Source organism: Paenibacillus sp. FSL R7-0313 (genome assembly GCF_037969885.1).
Taxonomy (GTDB): Bacteria; Bacillota; Bacilli; order Paenibacillales; family Paenibacillaceae; genus Paenibacillus.
Genome location: NZ_CP150219.1, coordinates 4,519,370 through 4,541,708 on the forward strand (window position 1 = coordinate 4,519,370; position 22,339 = coordinate 4,541,708).

The window sequence follows — 22,339 nt, forward strand, 5'->3', positions numbered from 1 at the left end:
TTGAATAGCGCCTATATAAATAGTGCTATATGATGTTTACAAAACTAATTCTATGCTTAAAATTGTAACAATCCAATCATTAAGATGTGACCAAGTGTCTACCTCGTAGACACTTTATAAAACTATGTCTATATTTATAGGAGTTTTTTTGAATGAATAATGAACTTATTGTGACATCTCAACATCGTAATCGAACCAAGGAGCACCTAAAAACCGCTCTGATTCAGCTCATTAAGAAAAAAGGATTCCATGGTGTTTCTGTCAAAGACATCGTTGATCAGGCGGGTTATAATCGCAGCACATTTTATTTACACTACCAGGATAAATATATTCTCGCCGAAGAGTTGTTGAGTATGACACTCGAAGGATTGAGGGGCGCAGTAGGCAAACCCTATTGGCACGGTCAAAAGGTTTCAACAAACAAGCTGGATGCCGAATCTTTTCAAATCGTGGATTATATCTACGAACACCGTGACTTCTTCGAACTGATTCAATACGATGATACGTTACCTGGTTTACATACAGGCTTTCCACAAACCATACTCAAAATCTATCAGGAGCAATTTGTCTTTGAGACGATTAACAACTCCCCAGTGAACATGGACTATTTCAAGTACTATACCGCCTACGGTTTTTTTGGACTGTTGAACAATTGGATATTAAGCGGATATCGTGAATCACGCGAGGCATTTATCAAAAACGTGATTGAACTCACCAAAACGCATATTCAATCTTTTCATTATGTCGGTAACACGTTTGAATCTTGATCTCAAGTAAGTTGATTTGAACATCACGATGAACGATATGTCTGCCTTAGATAACAGGCCAGTTGCAGATGGAGCAGATGCTCCTGATTACTCAGGGACATGCCCAGAATCTCTTCGATTTTATGAATACGCTGATACAAAGTATTGATATGAATATGAAGTGCTGACGCAGCTTGGACTGCAGAACCTCCGCACGCCATATACGTCATGAGAGTTTCCTCTAGTCCGCTGGTCTGCCCTTTGGCAGGCCGAAGCGGCTCAAATATCTCTGCCAAAAATGCATTTAAATCCTCAGCCGGTTGTCGGATAAACAACCGGTTAACACCAATATCCGTATATCGGATCGTCCCCTGTTCTCCTCTTGTCTTCTGGTATGCAAGCGCCTTGTCCGCTTCCTGGTATCCCGTATTAATGGCATCGACCCCAGACCGCACTGAACTTAATCCCCCCAACAATTTCACATGATTACGATGTTCCCACTCCGGCAGTAATGCGCTGAACTGTTGTTCCAGTTTGCCTGGCTTGTGCGACTCGTTTAGCATAAGCAGTATTGTAATTCGTCTTTCATTGCCAAACGCAATGGGCAGCGATCCTGCTGGCATTTTGTCTCTTAGATAAGCTACCAATTGAACAGACAACGCGCTAAGCGTAGAAGGGTTGACCCACTCCGCAAACTCCAGTAGTCCCACCACGATGGAGGTTGAAGGAACGATTCCGATCTCCCCGGACTTCTGCCAATAATCCTCTGAATCCTGACTGAGCCTCAAATCGTTGAAAAATTGCTGTGTTTTTTTAAAATAAAATTCGGCCAGGGACTGTTTGCGCATCAATTCCAGGGCCAAAATGGAGCTTCCCTGCTCCAGCGCAATCAACTGCAATGGTTCAAGCTTTGTGATCATCTGGATAATGAGATAACCAAGGCACTGATTGGCTGAAGCGATTGGATACAGATATTGATACGATCGGTCGGCTTTTCCCTCGATACACGTCAGATAATCTGGATGATGCAAAGATTCGTATAAGCTGCGAAGACTTTCTGTATTCCAGCCATTCATGATTTTGCTGCGTTTCGGAATCCATTCGTTGTCGATAAAATCCACAAAGGTCATCGGTACGCCAATAACACGTGTCAGTTCGTTAACAATAGATACCACGCCCTTATTTTGCAGCGAAAGCCGCATAAGCGAGGAGTGAATCTCATCCCGTTTCATGAGTGTCTCGTTCTGTTTGCTCAGATTCTCGTACAGTTTGGCATTTGTGATCGCAATCGAAACCTGATCTGCAAAGCTTTGCAGCAGTCGAACATCCGACTCCGTGAATAGCGGGACCCTTCCTTTTTGATAAACGATTAACACACAATCCGATTGACCTTCTACCTTGATCGGCACCGAAATAATTGAACCTATATCTTGAAAATTATACGCCGAATTCAGATGATATTTGTTCTCCGATGTCATATTGCCAAAGTCGTCTTCTACTGTAGATAAACCGTTGTAGAGCTTTGGTGTACCTCGCTTAAAGGTGTTCCCGATGATCCCTTCACCTGGTTTCAGTTTCATTCTCAGCATGCCTTCACCCATCTCCCCTGCTCTTGCCTTGACCGTCAACGCGTCGATCGCAGGGTCATACCTCCACAACACACCTATGCACTCATAAGGGATAACCGATAATGCACTTACCAAAATCCGTCCAAGCAACTCGTTCAGATCCAGAAGTTGAGTCACATCCCTGATACTGTTCATGATTTCATTCAAGGCTCGTTCATTCTTGCTTGCTACAGCTTCCGTATAGTATGGGTAAAGCAAAGACGACAGTGTAACTAAATCTTCCGCAGAAAACTCCCAGTTCTTAAATACCCGGATAGCCACACATATATTGTTATTGTATGGAAGAAAAACTGACATATTTTCTTCTGATTCCCGTTCTACTTTGGGATGTTGCAGTGGAAGCTGTTCCGCAAAACAAGGCGGTGTACTTTCTCTTCTGCCTATCGCTTCGATCAGTACCCAATCCGCCCAGTTACTGCTGATCCATACCTCATAATCGCAGTTCCCCAAGCGTTCTTGCATGATTTTATGTAAGATTCCATTCAATGCAGCCGCCTCCTGTCAATGTAGGTTTTCACATCATGATTCAGATAATTATACAGAGATATACATTGTCTTGAAACCCCTACATCATGTAACTTTAAAGCAACACAGAAATTTAGTTAACATTTGATGAGAAAGAAGGTAACGCGATGTCTAAAATCATGCACAGTAAACACTTCAAGTACATTGTTCTCACTCTCTTGTTTCTCGGCTGGTGTCTTGGCAACCTGGATCGTTTCGTCATCAACTATGCCATTGTAGGCATTACTCAGGATCTGGGCCTAGGTGCTTCCGCACAAGGAATTATCCTCAGCAGCTTTTTTCTCGGATATGCCATTATGCAAATTCCAGGCGGAGCACTCGCCGACCGTTTCGGTTATCGGAAAGTTATTCTCGTTTCCTTGTTCTCCTGGTCTGTATTCACTATTCTGACTGGTTCAGCCTGGTCGTTGTTCTCTCTTATCTTTGTTCGTTTCCTATTTGGGATTGGAGAAGGTAGCTTCTTCCCTTCCGGTTCCAAGGCGATTGCCACGAACTTTCCCATTAATCAGCGCAGTGGAGCCATGTCCATTATGCTATCATCCGCAGCCATTATGGGGGTAATTACTCCGATTCTTACCGGACATGCCCTTGTGACCATTGGCTGGCGCAACCTGTTCTATATCATTGGTGCGGTAGGGATTCTCATCACAGCCTTGATGTTCTTTTTATTAAAAGAACCCGCCAAGCCTGCACTTGCGAACTCCCATTCGGGCCAACAACCCAAAACGTCACTGAAAACCGTCCTGAAGACGCCCATGATCTGGAATTTGTTCATCAGCTACTTCAGCATTTATGCAGTGAACTGGGGACTTCAATCCTGGATGCCGACGTACATGGTCAATGTCCGGGGACTGGATATGACTCAAATGGGACTGCTCGCCGCCATTCCGGCTTTGGTCAGCATTTTCACCATGATTCTCAGCGGCTATGTGCTTGACCGTATCCCGGCAGGCAAAGATCGAATTATCGCTTCCGTGTTTGGTGTACTTGTGGCCTTGTTCCTGTATCTGATGGGCTCCGCGGGCAGCATCACCACATTCATTACGTACATGACAATCGTTACGGCAATGGCCGGATTTATCTCAACACTGATCATTTCGAAGTCCCTTAAAACGATGCCCGAATCTGTCGTCGCAACAGCCAATGGATTCATTAACACAGGTGCTCAGCTTGCAGGTTTTCTGACTCCGATGCTGATCGGATTCCTGGTTGAAGCTTCCGGGGGATCTTATGCCACCGCCTTTATGATGCTGATCGCTTTCGCTCTGATCTGCTCCATTACCTTGATGTTCTCTCGTCGTTCGAATTCGGATCAGGATAACACAACTGAGATGCAAGCAAAAGCTGTATAAACACAAGAGTTTGCCGCCACATGTTACTTCGACATTTAGTTCATGTTCTATACGACAATACAACCATTTTAACGAATAAGAGGTGCTATGAATTATGACTACAACTGTAGATTTGACTCAATTTATCTCGGAAGCCATTGAAGGAAAACGCGATATGTTCACCAATGCCAGTGACCGAGTCTGGGGGTTTGCAGAGACACGTTTCGATGAATTTCAATCAGCAGAGTTGCTTATAGGGATGCTGGAATCCGAAGGTTTCACGATTGATAAAGGTGTGGCAGGATTGGAAACCGGGTTTATCGCTTCCTATGGTTCGGGGTTGCCCGTTATTGCTCTATTGGGCGAATACGATGCCCTGGCTGATCTCAGCCAGGAAGCTGGAATCAGCACATATCAACCTCTTCAGCCGCGTGGAAACGGTCATGGATGCGGGCATAATCTGCTCGGCATTGGTGCAATGGCTGCTGCAGTAGCGATCAAAGACTATCTTCAGGAACATCCGGAAACCCCGGGAACGGTGCGCTTTTACGGATGTCCCGCAGAGGAAAGTGGATATGGTAAAACGTATCTGGCTCGCGAAGGTTATTTTAAAGATGTAGATGCTGCTCTCTCCTGGCATCCTCATTCCTTAAATGCCGTTATGCATGGAAGCTCCAATGCTGTCATTCACGGTACATTTACCTTTAAAGGCATTAGTGCACATGCTGCTGCCGCTCCTCACCTGGGACGTAGTGCTCTCGATGCAGTTGAGTTGATGAATATCGGTTCCAACTACATGCGTGAACATATGATTGATCAGGCCAGAATTCATTATGCGATCACGAACTCAGGCGGCTTGGCTCCCAATGTAGTGCAAGCGGAAGCCGAGGTCACTTATCTCGTTCGAGCTCCCAAGAGCGCACAGGTACGCAGTCTGTTTGAACGGCTGGTGAAAGTGGCCGAAGGGGCTGCCCTGATGACCGAAACAACGATGGACTTCAAATATGAAGGCGCCTGCGCCAACCTGATTCCGAACAGTACGCTTGAGAAAATAATGCATCAGCATCTCGTTGCCTTCGGCGCACCTGAGTATGAAGAGCAAGAATACACCTACGCCAAAGCGATCTACGATACGCTGCCCCTACAGAACCAACAGGAAGCTGGCGCGTTAGTTGGCCCTGAGCTTGCGCCTCTTTTGGCTGAACGACCACTACCTAACTTTATTGCTCCGTATTCGGATGAGCGGGAAACGTTCATGGGTGGTTCAACCGATGTAGCAGATGTCAGCTGGAATGTGCCGACAGCACAGTGTATCACGACGACGATGGCCTTTGGCACGCCGCTTCACGCATGGCAAACCGTTGCTCAGGGCAAGAGCAGCTTTGCTCACAAAGGCATGTTACTCGCAGCTAAAGCGATGGCGGCTACGGCCATTGAGTCCATTTTACATCCAGAGATCGTCAAGGAAGCGCAGCAGGAATTACTGGACAGACTCGGTGGGGAATCCTACGACTGTCTCGTTCCGGCAGATGTGCAACCTCCGAAACGGGGAGAATAAGACCGTGAGGTTCAAAGACGTATTTTCCATTATTGGTCCAGCCATGGTTGGACCTTCAAGCTCCCATACCGCTGGAGCAGCACGGATTGGACGTACAGCTAGACATCTGTTCGGGGAGTGTCCCTCACATGCTGAGATCCTCATGTTTGGTTCTTTTGCCGCAACGTACAAAGGACATGGAACCGACACCGCCATCGTGGGTGGTCTGCTGGACATGGACACGGATGACCCCGGACTGCCTGATGCATTTGCCCATGCAGACACTGCTGGTATGGAAACCATCATCCGTCCGGGGACGGGGCTGTACCCTCATCCGAACACGGCCGAGATTGTATTAACCAACGCTGCCGGAAATCGTACATTGAATATGGTAGGCACGTCGATCGGTGGGGGAAATATCGAAATTGTCCGGATCAACGGCTACAACCTGAAGTTGACGGCGCTCTATCCTACACTCATCATCCGTCACAGCGATGAACCGGGCGTCATTGCTGTCGTCACTCGGTTGCTCGTGGATAATCACATTAATATTGGACACATGTCCGTGGATCGAAAGAACCGGCGCGGTGAAGCCATGATGGTACTGGAATGTGATGGCAAGGTGGATCCTGCCGTGGTCCGCCAGATCGAAGTCATTCCAGAGGTCCAGGAAGTCACTCTACTCTGTCTTTAGCTTAAATATCTGACTTCAGCTTTCTCAAAAAAAGGAGTTTCGCCAATGAATTTTCGAACCTTAAAACAACTTGCTGAACTGGCGGAGACCCGTAATCTCACACTCGGCCAGCTCATGCTGGAAGAGCAATGTCATGAATCGGGCGAAGACAAGGATGCTGTCTTAAACCAAATGCAAGAATACTATGAAATTATGAAAAGTGCGGTGCATCAAGGTCTGCATACCGATACTACTTCCAAAAGCGGCTTGACTGGAGGAGATGCCCGGAAACTGATGGCTTATCGTACAGATGGACAGTCCCTACTCGGCGATCATGCCAGTCTGTCGATGAGTTACGCCCTTGCAGTTTCTGAGGTCAACGCCTCGATGGGTCGAATTATTGCTACACCGACGGCGGGTTCCTGCGGCATCATTCCCGGTGTATTTATTAGCAGCCAGGAACGGTTTGGGTGGTCTGATGAACAAATGGTTTACGGCCTGTTCGCGTCTGGAGCCATTGGTTACGTCATCGCCAACAATTCGTTCATCTCTGGTGCGGAAGGAGGTTGTCAGGCGGAAGTGGGTTCTGCCATCGGGATGGCAGCCGGGGCGTTGGTGGATATCCGGGGCGGGTCCCCTTCACAGGCGATTCATGCCGTTGGACTTGCTCTGAAAAACACCCTTGGCCTAATCTGTGATCCGGTAGCCGGCTTGGTCGAGATACCATGCATCGTGCGTAATGGCTTTGGTGCAATTACTGCTCTGGGAGCCGCCGATATGGCTCTTGCTGGCGTACGCAGCGTCATCCCTTCGGATGAGGTAGTGCAGGTCATGCTGGAGGTTGGATCAGCGATGCCTGAATCTCTTCGCGAAACAGCCGGCGGCGGCCTCGCCCAGACACCAACGGGACGCAAAATCACAAGGGATTTACAGCACAAATAAAGAACAGGCATGTCATTTATACGAGAGGAATAAAAACCTCAAGATAAATGCATGCCTAATAATAAAAGGGACCATAACACCAGCTGGACAATGTTTTCTAGCGGCAAAATAATTAATGCTCTAGGGTTGCAGAAAATTGTTCAGTGCCATTTTTATTAATTAAAGCAACTTCAAAATCAGATACCCATGTAAGTTCACCTAGATGTTTAGCATAGGCGAATTCATCTGGTTGTTCTGATATGACCTTCTCTAAAAGTACTTGCGTACCATCTCGTTGTAAAATAGATAGGAATATATCCATGCTTTCTAAATTATGATGACATATGACTTTAGCATTGTACTTCTTATTGGGACTCTTTACGGTTTTTCTCCAAGTCCATTCATTTACATAACCTAACGCCTCTATTTGCAAAGCTATCTCCCTAAATGGATCAACCTCCCAATTATTACGTAGAGCAAGTTTCTCTATGCCCTCCATTAGCAGTCGAAGCGTAGCCTTTTTTTTCTCCAACTCATTTTTTCCACTAAAGTCATTCAAACTAAATTGGATTGGTACCGAACACACACCAGAAACGTTAACAATACGTTCATCCGTAATGTTTTCTACACACTCTATTAGGACTTTCCAACAATCTTTCGTTTTGTATTTCCCCAACAGACGTTCATACATCGCTGTAATACAGCGAGTTTCCAAACTAAAAGAGCGTCTTTTCCATTTCCAATTCAACGCATAATCTAATTTCGTTGCTTCGTTGTACTCACATTTTTGTTTTTTCATTATAGATTCAATATTTTCATCATCTACAATATACGGTAAATCCAAATTGAATCCTTTTAGATACATCTGGTTCTCTCCTTAGATTACTCCCGATGGTAAGTACACTATTAACTTTTCTCCAAACTTGAAGCCCAATTTTTAAAGCAATCAAGCATCTCTTCTAAATTTTTTGCTCCCCCTGCACTGTGAAACACGCGATCTCTCACGATACAGTAGAACCAATCTTCTTCATTTCTCTCTTCTTCAATCGAATCAAATGGCGCATCTTCTAAATATGTATCCTTCAAGTCGATCTCGACAGACCAACCAGGATTATCCACCGTATCAATTCGCACACCGTATGAATGTTCCCAATCACCGTCACAGTTTTCATAATACCAGCTTTGAATCCATTTTAGGGTATCCATCATCGTGACCTCTTTTTGTTTTTTCTACTCTAGGGACTTATTATTTAAAGGAATCCTTATGCCATGTTTCATGCTTTTTTCGTATGAATTATCTTTTAGTAATAATTTGCTTTTTTTATGTAGGGTATACTTAAAAGCAAGGGGAAAACTTTATTTCAAATCAAGGAGGTTATTATGAAAAAAATAACATTATTTATCTTCATTAGTATGATTATACTTGCGGGCTGTTCTAACAAGGATGAGAAAGAGAATTATCCAGTTTTCGAGGGCACTGTAGTATTTAAAACAGATGAAAATGACAAGTACAAATTTCTTGTACTACAAAATATAAGTAAGGAAGACCTGGAGAATGGAAATCTTGAGGATTTTATAGGACTAGCACAAGACCAGGAAGCTTCGTATTATTTGGTCGATAGAGAAACATATGAAATATTTGAAGTAGGGCAAAGAGTAAGGATCACTGCTGGCTTTGACCAACTAGAACCCTCGCCACCCATTAGAACGGTTGTGAGTATTGAACAAATAGGCTAAGAATTCTTCGATTGCCCAAAAGATAAAAAGACCTTAACGTTTCCACGAACGTAAGGTCTTTTATCTTTTTGGTTTTAAGAGTTCGGAGTTAAATCTCGCAGGGTTAAATCCGTCCCCCTCTTCTCTCGTTACCCCTTCTGAAAACTCCAGGCAAATCAATACTAAGGCTTTTGAGGTTTCTTAATCATCTCTACGCCGTCAAAGGTAAGGCTGTCAATATCCGTATCCTTTTTCAACATATATTTATCAAAGAACGCCTTTGTATAAGAAGTGATGATGTTGCGCTGTTCCATCGCGTCTCGGGTTCCTCTGGATTTTTTATCCGTAGTTGTAAACAAGGAATCGGAGAAGTCACCATGGACTACATTATCAATAATGGCAAAGTAGGTGTCCTTACTGTTGGATTCAAGAAGAAATGCATTTGTATTATAGGCTAGCACGGTGCTAAGCTGCATGAAAGGTTTCTTAAAATCGCTATCTAAGGCACCTAACATATTACCGTCAAGGTTTACAGCGCCGACAAATCGGTCATCGTCACGGCTAACAATTGCCGCTGTCGTTCCTCCAAAAGAATGTCCGAACACACCCATACCGAGATCAAGCTGTAATCTGCCTTTAAACATGGATTCCATGTCACCTGTATTCATTTTGTACAAGTTATCTGCAACATATCGAATATCCTCGCTCTGTAAAACGGCATATTTTGCAAACTTGACTGCTTCAGGCGCCGAAGTTAATTTGCGAGCAATCTCAATAGCTTTTTCTTCCTCAAGCTTCTCTGTCACAATTTCAGGTGGTGTTAGGGTGGCCGCTTCCATTCCGTATTTCGTTACTTCGTCCATAAATGTCTCTGACAACCCAACCGTTCGTCCATCTTTAAGTTTGTACACACCACTTTCGGCATGGCCGATGGATACCACAATATAGCCAGCGCTTGCCAGGTCTTGAGCGAACAAAGTGCCTTGCTGTGGGTAAGCGCCCGCGCCATGAACAAAGAATAAAACCGGATATTGTTTTTCCTTTTCAGACAAGGCCAGATCGTCATAAGACCATGTCTTGAAATTGGAATCAAAAAGTTGCTCACCACCCGCCGTTCCTCCTAATCTAACCAAAAGCTCATCCCTTAGTGAATGAAACTCCGGAAATGCATACTCTGCCGTCGGCTTGCCCTCATTGCTGTCTGACGGATAGAAAAATAATGCCGTCAGTTCTCTTTCTGAATGGTTAGATGCTGTGTACTTGAAGTCCATCTGTGTACGTCCGACCGTATAACTTCCCATTGGTTTCGGAAACTCATTCTGATCAGAAGCAACACTATTTTCAGGTTTAGGAATTTCCTCCTGTGTGGAAGTCCCGCTATTAGTGCTGCTGCAGGCGGAGAGCATGGTCAGTGAGAGAACAGTTGCCAGAATCGTTGTCAGTCTTTTTTTCATCATTTTTCCTCCAATTTGTATTCATGCATCTATCATAAACGGAGGAAAAAAATAAAAAATCGTACAAAAGGGCAATCCCCACATGTACGATCGGGCAAATCTATGAAACGTTCGATTATAAATGCAATATTCCACGCTCCACCGCGACGGCGACGGCCTGCGGTCTCGAATCCACACCCAATTTATTGTAGATACTCGTTAAATGAGTCTTTACAGTCCGTTCGGATATGCCCATATCAAAGCCGATCTCTTTACTTCGAGAGCCACGGGCAATCGCTTGAAGTACGATCAGCTCTTTGTTTGTAAGTGATATTTTCGATGAAGGTGACTCTTTCGCCTTTCCTGATGCCTTGTGAGCAAATACTTTCTCGCTGATCTCCGGTAATAGCAACGTTTCCCCTCGCATTGCTGCATCAATTGAACGAAATATCATTTCTCGTCCCGTGTCCTTCAGCAAATACCCTTTGGCACCTAACGCCAGTCCGCGGATCATCATCTCATCCTCGTTATATGTAGTCAAAATAATGATCGGTATATCCATTCCTTTAGCTCTGAGCGCTGTCATGGTATCCAGGCCGCCCATTTCAGGCATGTTTAGATCCAATAGAATAATGTCCGGCTTGTAAGTATCCACCCGTCGAACCGCTTCCGCACCGTTAGATGCTTCTGCAACTACCTCGTACCTTTGATTGGTTTCCAGGATCAGCTTAAGTCCCTCCCGAACGACGAAATGGTCGTCCACAATAAGAATCTTGATTGTCATACGGTGGTGTCCTCCTGTTGTAATGGAATGCGAACAGAAACTTTGGTTCCCTGCTTTCCGCTTTCAATTTCGATCTCCCCGCCCATAATTCGGGTTCGTTCATATAAGCCAATTAAGCCATAACTACCGGATTGTTTCTCGATGAGGTTGGTATCGAACCCTATTCCATCATCCGTTATGCTTAGCTCGATTTCGTTTTCCCGTGCAGCAACCATTACTTCTACATTCGTAGCATTAGCATGTTTAGCTGTATTGGCCAAGCATTCTCGGATGATATGTAAGCTATGTTCGAAGATCAACTTCGGCACCACCAGATGGGGCATTGATAACGGAGTGACAATACGAATCCCTGTTATATGTGAGAAATGTTCAGCCTCTTCCTTCACTGCTTTAGAAATATCTATGACCTCTGCAGAATACGAACGCAAGTCGTCAATTGCGCTTCTCGCTTCTGAAAGCGTGCGCTTTGCTTGGGCTTTTGACAACTGAACAATCTCGTGGGCACGATGGTTATTATCATTTTCTAAATGCGCATCCACGGCATCAAGCTGCATGATAAGACCTGCCAGCCCTTGTGCCAAGGTATCATGTAAATCACGGGCCATCCTTTGACGTTCATTGGCAATCGTTAGCTCCTCCACTTTCCTGTGTGCTCGTTCCAATTCACGTAAAAACGACTGGGTTCGCAATTTGGCACGAACTTGTTTATAGAACAAAGCGGCATAGCCGATTACGAAAAACATGATAAAGAAGAGCGATGGTACTGTAGATGGCAAATCCTCGGTAGTCCCGAGCCAAACCAGGGAGACAGAAAACAAGGTGCAATAAAAGGTACATACTAGGAGCACCTTCATCCGTTGAGCGTATACGCCAATACTCTGACCCGCCAAAGCCGTCAATAAACTTACAAAGATGAGAGAATGAGCATTAGGCATGAATAATGCACACCCCCAGACAATACATCCTTGTGTCACAAAATAAATCCAGGGTCTTCGATCAACAACGTATCCGGCATACCAATGCAGCAGAATGTGAACCAGAATGAGAGCTGTAAACATCATAAATTCAAACCATGTGGGCAACATCGGTAGCTGGGAATACAATGCAGAAAAATAAATCAATATGCCCCAGATCAAAGCAGGCAAACGAGAATCACGCAGAACATTTTGAATATCAGATCGGGAGCTTGTATACGGTTTGTTTATCGAATAATCACTCATGCTTGATCACCTCTATCAGGTACTATTTATAAAACAATCTCTCTAAACACAAAAAAAACGGTACATTACTGTACCGATCATTATCTCACTCCATCTATGTTAATGTACGAAGTGTCTCGAAGTCCAGCCCCAGCAGAATCGTCACGATTCCACGCAGCCTTATCGCCCCGCACTATCCCATGATCCATTTCTTCTGTGAACATGTATTCCTCTATTCTGCTGCTATACTACCCATTTTCATTTCATGCTCGTTTCCATTATTACCCTTAACGATATCAACTGAATTATATGGAATAATATGCCTTTTTAAAATTAAAACCCGCTGATAACTTTTAATTTCACATGGATAAATATGTGATTTGGTCCTCTTTGGAGTGTCCCCTTTTCCTTCCAAAAAGATCGTTACATGTTTTCCAATACACCAGCTGCATGCTTGGTTTCTTTATACAAAAAGTAATCAAAATCGGCATGTTTTCGGGTTCCGCCAAGATCCTGCACACAAAGACCGATATAGGTTCCCGTAAACCGGATATACTCCGGAGATTCATCGGACAGATGTGTGATATCAACCCACTCGCCTGCTGTATTCCAGGATGAATCACTATTTAACGCATAGTAAAAGCGGGCGCGATCTTGATCCACCACAGCCTTTAAACGGAGCATGTTCCCCGACTCTAGCGGAATATCCTCCAGCAGTTCGTCGTATACCCCGTATTTGGACTGAATAATCCCCAGGCACAGTCCTTTCTCTTCATGATACGTTACACGTAAATAGAGATAGTCCTGGGTATCGTAGTACAAAATCAATCCTGCCATTTGCTGTGGATGGTCCGGCGCAAATTCCAGACACGTCTCGGCTTCACACTCCAAGGCCTGAAGTCTCCGTGCGATTATACTTTGCCTATGCGTTGAACTCATCGACTCCATGCCGTGCAATCGCAAGTAACCGGGACGTTCCGTCAAGCTGAACCAACTCGAATCGGGTGGAATGCGAAGTGTATTCCAATCATGCCGAAGCTCAAAGTGATCGAAATGATCCATTTCAGCAATCGGCTCAAACGGATGGGACGGGATCATCGGTGCAGGCACCTGAACCTCCGGATATCGGTCACCGCTCGCAAGTCTCAGCCAGCCGTCTTCACTCCACGTACAGAGCTGAAGTGCGGTCTCACGTCCAAGAATGCAATATTTGTGATGAACGGGTCGTCCGACCAGATGAGCCATGTACCATTCACCGGTATGCGTTTCGATTAGACTACCGTGGCCTGCCTTTTGCAGAGCTAAATCCGGTCTGCCGTATGAAGTGAGGATCGGATTGGCAGGATCGACCTCGTAAGGGCCTTGTAACGTACGGGAACGTGCTGCTGTAACCGCATGCTCATAACCGGTTCCTCCTTCAGCCGTAATCAGATAATAATAGTCTTTGTGTTTGTACAGATGGGGTGCTTCGGTCAGTCCTAATGCGGTTCCCTTAAATATGTTCACCGCAGGACCAACCAGCTTATGTTCCTGAACGGAATATTCCTGAAGAACGATGCCTGCAAACCGGTTGTTGCCCTTACGGTGATCCCAGATCATATTGACCAGCCACTTACGCCCATCTTCATCATGAAACAGGGAAGGATCAAAACCGCTGCTGTTCAAATACACCGGATCTGACCAAGGCCCCTCGATATCCGTTGCGGTTACTAGGTAATTGTGGGTATCTTTAAAAGCGCCTACCCGGCTTTTGACATCGGTGTAGATCAGGTAAAACACACCGTTGTCGTAACTAAGACAGGGTGCCCATACGCCTCCGGAATTAATGTTGCCCTCCATGTTCAACTGCGTTACACGAGTCAGCGGAGAAGCGATGGGCCGCCAATGAACCAGATCCCGGGAATGGTGAATCCGTACACCAGGGAACCATTCAAAGGTGGAAGTAGCGATATAATAATCCTCCCCTGCTCGGCATATGGACGGATCGGGATGGAAACCGGGAAGGATGGGATTGGTGATCATTTTCTTGATCTTATTCATGGAAGAAACCTCCGGTATGAAAGTAATGATCTGTACAACAACAGATACACAAAAGGTGGATATCAGTACCAGCCCAGCGCTTTTTTGCCGGCTTCCAGGGCGGTTATGATCCGCTCTACATCATATACATTCCCTCTCCAAGTCCCACCGCTGACCGATTGCAATGCAGCCCAGAGCTTTGTATCATCCGGCAAAGCTTCATCAGGCCTCATATCGGGATGAAAGGACCTTTGTGCCAGGATGATAGCACCTTCTTCCGGAGAAACCTCGATCTCTCCTTCTCCGACAAAGTTAATGCTGCCCTCCAGCGTGTTACGATCAACCGCGATGTCAATCAGGTCTCCGTTCCGCAGTTTGCCAATCGGTCCGCCTGCCAGCGCTTCGGGGCCAACATGACCAATACACGCTCCGGTGGAAACACCGGAGAACCGGGCATCCGTAATCAGTGACACGTATTTGCCAAAAGGCAAATGTTTAAGCGCAGATGTAAGCTGGTACGTCTCCTCCATACCGGTTCCCGATGGACCTCGCCCGAGAAGCACAACAACGTCGCCAGCCAGAATACCTCCGGTCTTAATCGCATGGATCGCCTCACGTTCGGTGGTAAATACCTTTGCTCTGCCGCGATGACGGTATACGCCATGCTCATCCAGCACATCAGGATCAATAGAGGTGGATTTGATGACAGAACCTTCCGGAGCGATATTCCCGGTTGGAAATGTTACGGTCGAAGAGATTCCAAGCCGCTCAGCGTGTTCTACACTCATGATGACACTGTCCGGATCGATGCCGTCCTGCTCTTTCAACTGTTTCCGCATGAGATGACGGCGTTCCGACGATTCCCACCAGTCCAGTACCTGACCCAATGACGTACCTGTAACCGTTGGTACAGACTCATCCAACAGACCCAGCTGTCTGAGGTGAAGCATGACCTCTGGTACACCTCCGGCCTGAAAGACACGTATGGTCGGATAAAAGATGGGTCCGTTTGGCAGGGCACTAACCAGCCTCGGAACATTTTTGTTGACCTGTATCCAGTCCTGTACCGTGGGTACGGTTAAACCGGCGGCATGGGCAATCGCCGGTATGTGAAGAAGCAGATTGGTCGATCCGCCAAACGCAGCATGAACGGTCATCGCATTGCGAATGGATGCATCCGTGACAATGTCTGCCATCCTCATCCCCTGAGACTCCATATGGATGAGTGCACGTGACGATTGGCGCGCCATTTCAAACCAGATGGGCTGCCCGGAAGGTGCAAGCGCGGCATGTGGCACTGTCATACCCATTGCCTCGGCTACAACCTGGGCTGTAGCCGCGGTACCTAGAAACTGACAGCCTCCTCCCGGTGTAGCACAAGCTCGGCATCCTAAATCGGACGCCATTTCCAGAGAAAGCTCCCCGTTGACGTACCGTGCACCGATGGTCTGAATTTTACCGGCATCCTCTCCATCGGTAGGCGGAAGTGTGACGCCACCGGGAACGATTACGCCAGGCAATTGCGGCATGCCGGCAAGTGCGAGCATCATCGCTGGAAGACCTTTGTCACAAGTGGCGACACCAAGCACGCCTTTACGCGTTGGCAGAGAGCGAATCAGTCTGCGAAATACCATAGCGGCATCGTTCCGGTACGGAAGCGAGTCAAACATGCCGGTTGTCCCCTGTGATCTGCCGTCACACGGATCGCTGACATATCCGGCAAACGGGATTCCTCCCCGGCTTGACAGTTCTTCTGCGGCAGCCTTCATCAGCAGGCCGACCTCCCAGTGGCCCGTATGGTAACCGAGTGCTGCCGGGCTGCCGTCTTCGTTGCGTATGCCACCTTGTGTACTCAAGATCAGAAATTGTTTTCCGTTCAATTCCCCGGGTTTCCAGCCCATTCCGACATTCTGGGACATGCCGAACAAGTCGCCGCTTGGAGCATTCCGCAGCAAATCATCCGTTAAAGGCAGACGTCCGGCAGCCCCTGGAGCATGGGATATGATATCAAAGCAGTTGGATGCCGTCTCTCCCATAATCGACGTAATCTGTTCGTACATGGTTGCCTCCCACAGTTTATGACTTCACAAAGACCGTTTTGATGGCCGTGAAAAACTCGATAGCCGCTTGCCCCTGTTCTCTGGAATGTGAACTTGACATCTTCATTCCGCCGAACGGAGCCTGAAGCTCTACGCCGGCCGTTTCTGCATTAATTCTGACAAGTCCTGCATCCATGTCCCGGATGAAAGAAAGCATGGCTCCGACGTTTTGTGTATAGATGGAAGCACTTAAGCCGTAATCGCTGTCATTAGCCGCTTCGATCGCTTCCTCCAGGGAATCTACCGCAATCAAGGCAAGGACCGGGCCAAAGATTTCTTCCCGGGCGATGGACATATGGGATTCGACCCCTTCAAATACGGTCGGCTGCACATAGAATCCCTCTTCCAGTCCCGGACCGTCCGCTCTTTTTCCGCCAGCGAGAAGAATAGCACCTTCATCTTGGCCTTTTTGAATATAACTCAGCACGGTATTGAGCTGTCCTTCGCTTGCACATGGACCCATCCAGCTTCCAGCAGACATGCCGTCACCCAGCCGGATTTCCTGGATTTGCGAGAGCAGCTTTTCTTTGAAGGCATCGTATACTTTTCGTTCAATAATGACTTTGCTGGTGGCCGTACATTTTTGCCCGGTCGATTTCAACCCACCGCTGATGGTGGCTTCCACAGCCAAATCCAGGTCAGCGTCAGCCGCGATAATAATCGGGTTTTTCCCGCCCATTTCAAGTTGATACTTGGCCCCACGTGCCAGTGCTGCGCCGCCGACCCGTTTGCCCACTTCATTGGAGCCTGTGAACGTTATTCCCCCCACATCCAGATGCTCAGCAAGTGCAGATCCGATCACTGAGCCTCTGCCGCATACCAGATTAAGAACACCTGCCGGGATGCCTGCCTCTTCAAAACACTCCATGACTTTAGCGGCGGTGACCGCAGTTTCCTGAGCCGGCTTCAACACAACCGTATTGCCGTAGATCAAGGCCGGAGCCGTTTTCCAAATCGGAATGGCTACTGGGAAATTCCAAGGAGCAATAACCCCTACAACGCCAAGGGGTACGCGGGTCGTAAACATCAGCGCTTCGCTGTCCGTTGATGGAATGACATCACCGGTTTTTCGCATGCCTTCTCCAGCGTAATATCTTAAGATCGCGACACCGCGCAGTGTCTCTCCTTTGGCTTCTGGGAGTGTTTTGCCCATTTCTCTGGTCATCGCCTCTGCAACTTCATCGGCCCGGCGTTCCAGCACATTGGCTGCTTGAAATAGATAGTTGCCGCGTTCCGCACCCGATAACCTCCGCCAATCTTTTGCTGCTTCTTTCGCGGCTGCAACAGCCCGGTTCAGATCCTCTACGCCGGAGGTGGGTACGTAGCCAACTACCTCCTTCCGATTCGCCGGGTTGATGCTTGGTTCGGTTTCGCCGGACGTCGCCTTCACCCATTCTCCGTTAATGTAATTGCTGTATGTCTGCTCTACCTGAAATGTAGTCATCCTATTCATCCTCCTTATACATTAGTTTGAAATGACAGGGTTAATCAGTGTCCCGATATTGCTAATGGATATTTCAATGCGGTCCCCGGGTGCAAGTGTAAAATCATTGGGTGGCACAATGCTGGTGCCTGTCAATAACACCGTACCGTCAAACAGTTCGTTATCTCTGGCCAGAAAAGAAACCAGTTCATCGAGTTTTCGGTTTAACTCACTTGTGCTTGCCTCGCTTTTGACAACTATTTCACCTTCGCGATATATCTCGCAGACAATGCTGAACGCATATGGATTCTGCACCGTTTCCGCTAGACGAATGGCCGGACCTATAGAGCAGGAATTACGCCACATTTTTGCTTGCGGCAGATACAGCGGGTTTTCCCCTTCAATATCGCGGCAGCTCATGTCATTGCCAACGATGTATCCCACAATGCTGCCATCCGCGGCAAGCACCAAGCCCAGTTCAGGCTCCGGGATCTGCCAATTGGAATCGCTGCGAAGCGTGACTGCCTCAAGCGGTCCTATAGTGCGGGCTGCTGTGGATTTAAAAAAGATCTCCGGCCTTTCGGCATCATAAACTTTATCGTAAAAGGTCTTTGCATCCAGCTTACCTTCCGTCGCTTCATAATTTCGCGCTTCCCGGCTGCGCTGATAAGTCACACCCGCCGCCCATACTTCCGGAGCTTCAAGTGGCGTGATCAGATGCAAGGAAGTCCAATCGTCAGTTAACTTGTTTAACGGTTTAAAAGCGCTTTCAACAAGGTGAACTGGGGAAATCCCCTGCTTTCTTGCTTGATAGATCAAAGTCATAAAATCTGCTTGCGGCAAACGATAGGCTTGTTCATCATCCGTAACGGCTGCCAGCCACTTCTGTTGTCCGTCCAGAAATCGAATAATTCTCATTCAAGCTTGCCTCCATTTTTCCCCATCGGGTTGATAATACTACCATAGCACCCGCTATGGTTCATGACGATGTTCTAATCACTCCGACGATTTACCCTTTTCACGCATTTTTTTTCTGTTAAGATGAGGTTAGATCCGTTGAACTAATGATGATTTACGAGGGCACTCCGATGACAGGATGTTGGTATATAGAATAGTACAAGGGGGTTGGCTTGCTGTGACCAAGCTTTCGGATGCTGTGTATTTAGGTCGTCTGCCCGATGTTCGCATGTCTTTTCAACTATTGGGGCTGCACGCAAGAAAAGTAGATTCCAGCTGGACTTATCCGTCTCACGAACATTCAATGTATGAAGTCCACTGGATGATGGACGGGCAGATGAACATGGTTGTCAACGGGCAGTCTTATCATCAGTCGGTTGGCGACCTTCTGTTCATCCGGCCTGGTATGACCCATTCTTGCACCGGAGCCGGACCAGAGGGTTTCACTTATTTCTCGGTGCATTTCAGCATACACGATACGTCCTTTTGCAGGGAACTTAACCGTTGCAAAGACATCTATTATCCGGCAAATTCGAATTTGGCTCTGGGGCTGTCCTCTTCCCTGTCTACCTTGTATAATCTGGCAACAGAGAATTTGTCGAGTTCGCTATCTTCTTCCAAACAAATGAAGGTACATGCCGCTGTGTTTGAACTGCTTGGCTCCCTGGTCGGCCAGTTATCTCAGCAAGCATCCGTTACGTTGTCGAGAAAAGAAACCATTGCCCATCAGATTTCCGAGCACATTGAGGATTCGGTAAGATATATCCATCTTCACGGGGAGATTCAGGAGAGTGAGCGAACCTGGATTCAGGATATTGCCAAATCACTGAGCATTAGCCCGTCACAGGTTAATCGTATATTTCGGCAGGTATACGGCATCGCTCCGCGCAAGTTTCTATCCGAAACCCTTCTGAACGAAGCGCAGCGCTTGTTAAAACAAACGGACCTGAACATAGACCATATTGCGATGATGCTGGGGTATAAGACTAATGCGCATTTCAGCCGCCAGTTCAAGCGGTGGACAGGCATCGCTCCAAGTGAATTCCGCAGTCATTCTCAGCAGGCCGGAGAAGCCAACGTTGCGGATGATTGAAGAATAATAGTAGTACAAGCGACACCTGTCGGTATGTTTGGAGAGCGCTATCATTGTTGGGTAATTATATACTTTTCTTTTATAACAGATATTCAGTCGAGTTCATCTGATTGGCAGAACTTCACGGATGCGTTTTCAAATTGAATCTGCACAGATGCTTGAAATACCAGTCAGGATTATACCCTGTTGCGGTTAACATGGCTTTATAACCAAACGGGTATGTGAACCCAATACTGATTGGACAAAGCCTTCAATTTATTAGTGCTTCATCACTTCGTTTAGAATAGAAAACGGATAAAAAACCGCTCACCCGAGTAACGGATGAACGGTTTTTTCATCTTAAACAGTTAGTGATGAATACCAAATCGTTTCAACCAACCATTCAGGTAGTTCGCTCCACGGGATGCCAGCAATCCAGCAGCTACCATCGATGTGTATGCGGAAATTCCGGTCAGTCCGAATGGATTCAATCCGAATGAGATTGCTAAACCAACGCCGACTACGATTGACACACCATATGTAGCTCTATCCTTAATTGGGAGAACTGTCTTAACTACCTCTGTAAGAGCTTCAGTTAAGCCCGCCAAAAGCAACCACAAGCCAACTGAGGCTACGGCTGTAGTAAGTACTGCATTCAATGTAACCATATTACTTCACCGCCTTGGCAATCAGAATGGTATTCAGAAACGCTAGTTCTGCGGCTGTCAGAGTCCCGTTCTTAGCTTTAGTGATCCAAGCTTCGTCTGTAAAGTAGCCCTTAGCCTTAAAATTAGTCAGTGCGTTCACGAGCATGTCTACCGCCCATTTATCAAGTTTCATTGGTTCGTCATCCCCCGATACTGTATTTTGTGGTACATTTACTTGAGTCGTAGTGCAATCCTTAAATTCCGCTACCACGTCATTCAGAAATTTCGTCTTGCTTATGCCCATAATCTTCAAGGCGTTCTTGTAAGGGTCGCTCTTACGATTGGGGTCAAGTTCGTTGTGTCCTGAGATACATTTCAGAGGATCCAGTTTGAACTTGTTACAGAGGTATGCCATGTACCAAACGTAACGCTTGTAAGACTCTGTGTTATTAATGCTACCCTTCTTATTGGAGTAACAAAGCTCTACGCCGATGGCACGATCATTAGAATCGAATCCGTAAAGATCATTGTCAGTCTTTACGTTGTAAAGGACATGCCAAGCCTTCTCTGTGAGGGGCACACACTCAATGATTACTTCATCATCGATAAAGGTATGCGCCGATGCACTTTGGACATTAGCGGAGTTCATGTAGTAGTTCACGTTACCTGCCGCTGTACTTCCATCGTTACCTGTATCGTGTGCCACGATAAAGCTAATTCCCTGATTCTTGATACCGGAACGTCTCTTGGTATTGTTAGGCAGATACCGTTGCTCGATAGTGTATTTCATTTTAAAAGTCATCTGGTTCACCCTTTCTATTGAATTTTCGGTGTATTATCTACTTTAGTTCCCTCCACAGTAAGGACACTTTCTACTAGAGAATGCTCAGGCACTGTAAGGGGAGTTTCTGAATTGGTAGTTTTGAACTCTTTCACAGTCTGTACGGCAAATACTCCGCCAACAATAGTCATGACCACCGTACTTAAGCTATTAATCGCCTCTAAGGATACAGCACTCACCGCCGCTCCTAAGAATGGTGCAAAGAATGCAATTGTTAGAAACAACGCGAACAAACCTCCGAATAGTACCATTAAAAAATCCTTTGCAGAAAATCCGTCTCCATCGTTCCAGAAAGCATTAATTAAAAAATTTCTCACCCTATGCTACATCTCCCCTCCGTGTTGAGAGTTGAGCTACTAACTGCTCTACTTTGATGTTTAGTAGTCTGTTCTCTGTAATAAGTTCCATATTTTCCTGGCGGAGCGTGATCACTTCGTTGCTCAGTAGTTCAATCTTTTCTTCGGATGAGGTCAACCTTTCAATCAACCTCTCACGGAAGGCTTGCTCGTCTTTGGAGAGCAGTTCCCTGTCAGTCACTTTGTTGTTACTTTTACCACTGGCATAGCCGATTACACCGGATACAGCTGTACTAACAAGACCGACGACTGCTGTGATTACCCCTACATCCATATCTATCACTTGACCTTTCCGTACCTGTATGAATTATGTTGAGACGTTCTTATTCTACCTACAAACAGAAAAAACTTACCGATCCTACCATGGAAAACTGTGTACAGGATATAGAAAAATAAACAGCAAACATTCAGAAAATTTCATTCTCTTACAAC

The 22,339-nt window shown here is 46.4% G+C and carries 21 protein-coding genes; 7 read left to right on the top strand and 14 right to left on the bottom strand.

What is annotated here, in order from left to right; all coding sequences use genetic code 11:
- Positions 1–152: 152 nt before the first annotated feature.
- Positions 153–767 (top strand): TetR/AcrR family transcriptional regulator, encoded by a 615-nt coding sequence (locus NSQ38_RS19745; protein WP_339783711.1) that lies wholly within the window; start codon positions 153–155, stop codon positions 765–767.
- 23 nt (positions 768–790) lie between these two features.
- On the opposite strand, the gene NSQ38_RS19750 is transcribed toward NSQ38_RS19745, so the two are convergent.
- Positions 791–2,860, bottom strand: a complete 2,070-nt coding sequence (locus tag NSQ38_RS19750) for a helix-turn-helix domain-containing protein (RefSeq protein WP_339783713.1) — start codon at positions 2,858–2,860, stop codon at positions 791–793.
- Positions 2,861–3,006: 146 nt separating this feature from the next.
- Here NSQ38_RS19750 and NSQ38_RS19755 point away from each other — a divergent pair, with 146 nt between their 5' ends.
- From NSQ38_RS19755 to sdaAA, 4 genes are all read left to right on the top strand, one after another.
- Positions 3,007–4,251, top strand: a complete 1,245-nt coding sequence (locus NSQ38_RS19755; protein WP_339783715.1) for an MFS transporter — start codon at positions 3,007–3,009, stop codon at positions 4,249–4,251.
- Positions 4,252–4,345: 94 nt separating this feature from the next.
- Positions 4,346–5,788, top strand: coding sequence for a M20 family metallopeptidase (locus tag NSQ38_RS19760; RefSeq protein ID WP_339783717.1), 1,443 nt, complete (start codon positions 4,346–4,348; stop codon positions 5,786–5,788).
- A gap of 4 nt (positions 5,789–5,792) precedes the next feature.
- Positions 5,793–6,461, top strand: coding sequence for an L-serine ammonia-lyase, iron-sulfur-dependent subunit beta (sdaAB, locus tag NSQ38_RS19765; RefSeq protein WP_339783718.1), 669 nt, complete (start codon positions 5,793–5,795; stop codon positions 6,459–6,461).
- A 45-nt stretch (positions 6,462–6,506) separates the two neighbouring features.
- The gene (gene sdaAA, locus NSQ38_RS19770; protein WP_339783720.1) at positions 6,507–7,382 is read left to right on the top strand and encodes an L-serine ammonia-lyase, iron-sulfur-dependent, subunit alpha; all 876 of its coding nucleotides are present in this window, start codon (positions 6,507–6,509) and stop codon (positions 7,380–7,382) included.
- Positions 7,383–7,494: 112 nt separating this feature from the next.
- Here sdaAA and NSQ38_RS19775 read toward each other — a convergent pair whose 3' ends face one another.
- Both NSQ38_RS19775 and NSQ38_RS19780 read right to left on the bottom strand, forming a co-directional pair.
- The gene (locus tag NSQ38_RS19775) at positions 7,495–8,226 is read right to left on the bottom strand and encodes a hypothetical protein (RefSeq protein ID WP_339783722.1); all 732 of its coding nucleotides are present in this window, start codon (positions 8,224–8,226) and stop codon (positions 7,495–7,497) included.
- 41 nt (positions 8,227–8,267) lie between these two features.
- Positions 8,268–8,570 carry an immunity 53 family protein gene (locus tag NSQ38_RS19780; RefSeq protein ID WP_339783724.1) on the bottom strand — a complete coding sequence of 101 codons (303 nt, stop codon included), beginning with the start codon at positions 8,568–8,570 and terminating at the stop codon, positions 8,268–8,270.
- 171 nt (positions 8,571–8,741) lie between these two features.
- On the opposite strand from NSQ38_RS19780, the gene NSQ38_RS19785 reads away from it, so the two are divergent.
- Complete coding sequence (locus tag NSQ38_RS19785) at positions 8,742–9,098, top strand: DUF3221 domain-containing protein (RefSeq protein WP_339783725.1); 357 nt, start codon at positions 8,742–8,744, stop codon at positions 9,096–9,098.
- Between the two features lie 161 nt (positions 9,099–9,259).
- Here NSQ38_RS19785 and NSQ38_RS19790 read toward each other — a convergent pair whose 3' ends face one another.
- From NSQ38_RS19790 to NSQ38_RS19820, 7 genes are all read right to left on the bottom strand, one after another.
- Complete coding sequence (locus NSQ38_RS19790; RefSeq protein WP_339783727.1) at positions 9,260–10,534, bottom strand: choline esterase; 1,275 nt, start codon at positions 10,532–10,534, stop codon at positions 9,260–9,262.
- A gap of 112 nt (positions 10,535–10,646) precedes the next feature.
- Positions 10,647–11,294, bottom strand: a complete 648-nt coding sequence (locus NSQ38_RS19795) for a response regulator transcription factor (protein WP_339783729.1) — start codon at positions 11,292–11,294, stop codon at positions 10,647–10,649.
- On the bottom strand, positions 11,291–12,514 hold the full coding sequence (locus NSQ38_RS19800) for a sensor histidine kinase (RefSeq protein ID WP_339783730.1): 1,224 nt from the start codon (positions 12,512–12,514) through the stop codon (positions 11,291–11,293). Before NSQ38_RS19800 ends, NSQ38_RS19795 begins: the two co-directional genes overlap by 4 nt.
- A 402-nt stretch (positions 12,515–12,916) precedes the next feature.
- Positions 12,917–14,533, bottom strand: coding sequence for a glycoside hydrolase family 43 protein (locus tag NSQ38_RS19805; protein ID WP_339783732.1), 1,617 nt, complete (start codon positions 14,531–14,533; stop codon positions 12,917–12,919).
- Positions 14,534–14,595: 62 nt separating this feature from the next.
- A complete protein-coding gene (locus NSQ38_RS19810) occupies positions 14,596–16,572 on the bottom strand; it encodes a YjhG/YagF family D-xylonate dehydratase (RefSeq protein WP_339783734.1) in 1,977 nt (658 codons plus the stop codon).
- A 16-nt stretch (positions 16,573–16,588) separates the two neighbouring features.
- Positions 16,589–18,055 carry an alpha-ketoglutaric semialdehyde dehydrogenase GucD gene (gene gucD / locus NSQ38_RS19815; RefSeq protein ID WP_339783736.1) on the bottom strand — a complete coding sequence of 489 codons (1,467 nt, stop codon included), beginning with the start codon at positions 18,053–18,055 and terminating at the stop codon, positions 16,589–16,591.
- A 21-nt stretch (positions 18,056–18,076) separates the two neighbouring features.
- Positions 18,077–18,952: a fumarylacetoacetate hydrolase family protein gene (locus tag NSQ38_RS19820; protein ID WP_339783738.1), complete on the bottom strand. Its 876-nt coding sequence runs from the start codon at positions 18,950–18,952 to the stop codon at positions 18,077–18,079.
- A gap of 217 nt (positions 18,953–19,169) precedes the next feature.
- Here NSQ38_RS19820 and NSQ38_RS19825 point away from each other — a divergent pair, with 217 nt between their 5' ends.
- Positions 19,170–20,084, top strand: coding sequence for an AraC family transcriptional regulator (locus NSQ38_RS19825; protein ID WP_339783740.1), 915 nt, complete (start codon positions 19,170–19,172; stop codon positions 20,082–20,084).
- A gap of 347 nt (positions 20,085–20,431) precedes the next feature.
- Here NSQ38_RS19825 and NSQ38_RS19830 read toward each other — a convergent pair whose 3' ends face one another.
- From NSQ38_RS19830 to NSQ38_RS19845, 4 genes are read right to left on the bottom strand one after another with little or no spacing between them, the layout of a single operon-like run.
- A complete protein-coding gene (locus NSQ38_RS19830) occupies positions 20,432–20,731 on the bottom strand; it encodes a hypothetical protein (protein ID WP_091020963.1) in 300 nt (99 codons plus the stop codon).
- A gap of 1 nt (position 20,732) precedes the next feature.
- The gene (locus NSQ38_RS19835) at positions 20,733–21,500 is read right to left on the bottom strand and encodes a peptidoglycan recognition family protein (RefSeq protein WP_339783742.1); all 768 of its coding nucleotides are present in this window, start codon (positions 21,498–21,500) and stop codon (positions 20,733–20,735) included.
- Positions 21,501–21,526: 26 nt separating this feature from the next.
- Entirely contained in the window at positions 21,527–21,868 is a 342-nt protein-coding gene (locus NSQ38_RS19840; protein ID WP_339783744.1) for a hypothetical protein, read from the bottom strand.
- A gap of 1 nt (position 21,869) precedes the next feature.
- Complete coding sequence (locus NSQ38_RS19845; RefSeq protein ID WP_047844338.1) at positions 21,870–22,181, bottom strand: bZIP transcription factor; 312 nt, start codon at positions 22,179–22,181, stop codon at positions 21,870–21,872.
- Positions 22,182–22,339: the final 158 nt, after the last annotated feature.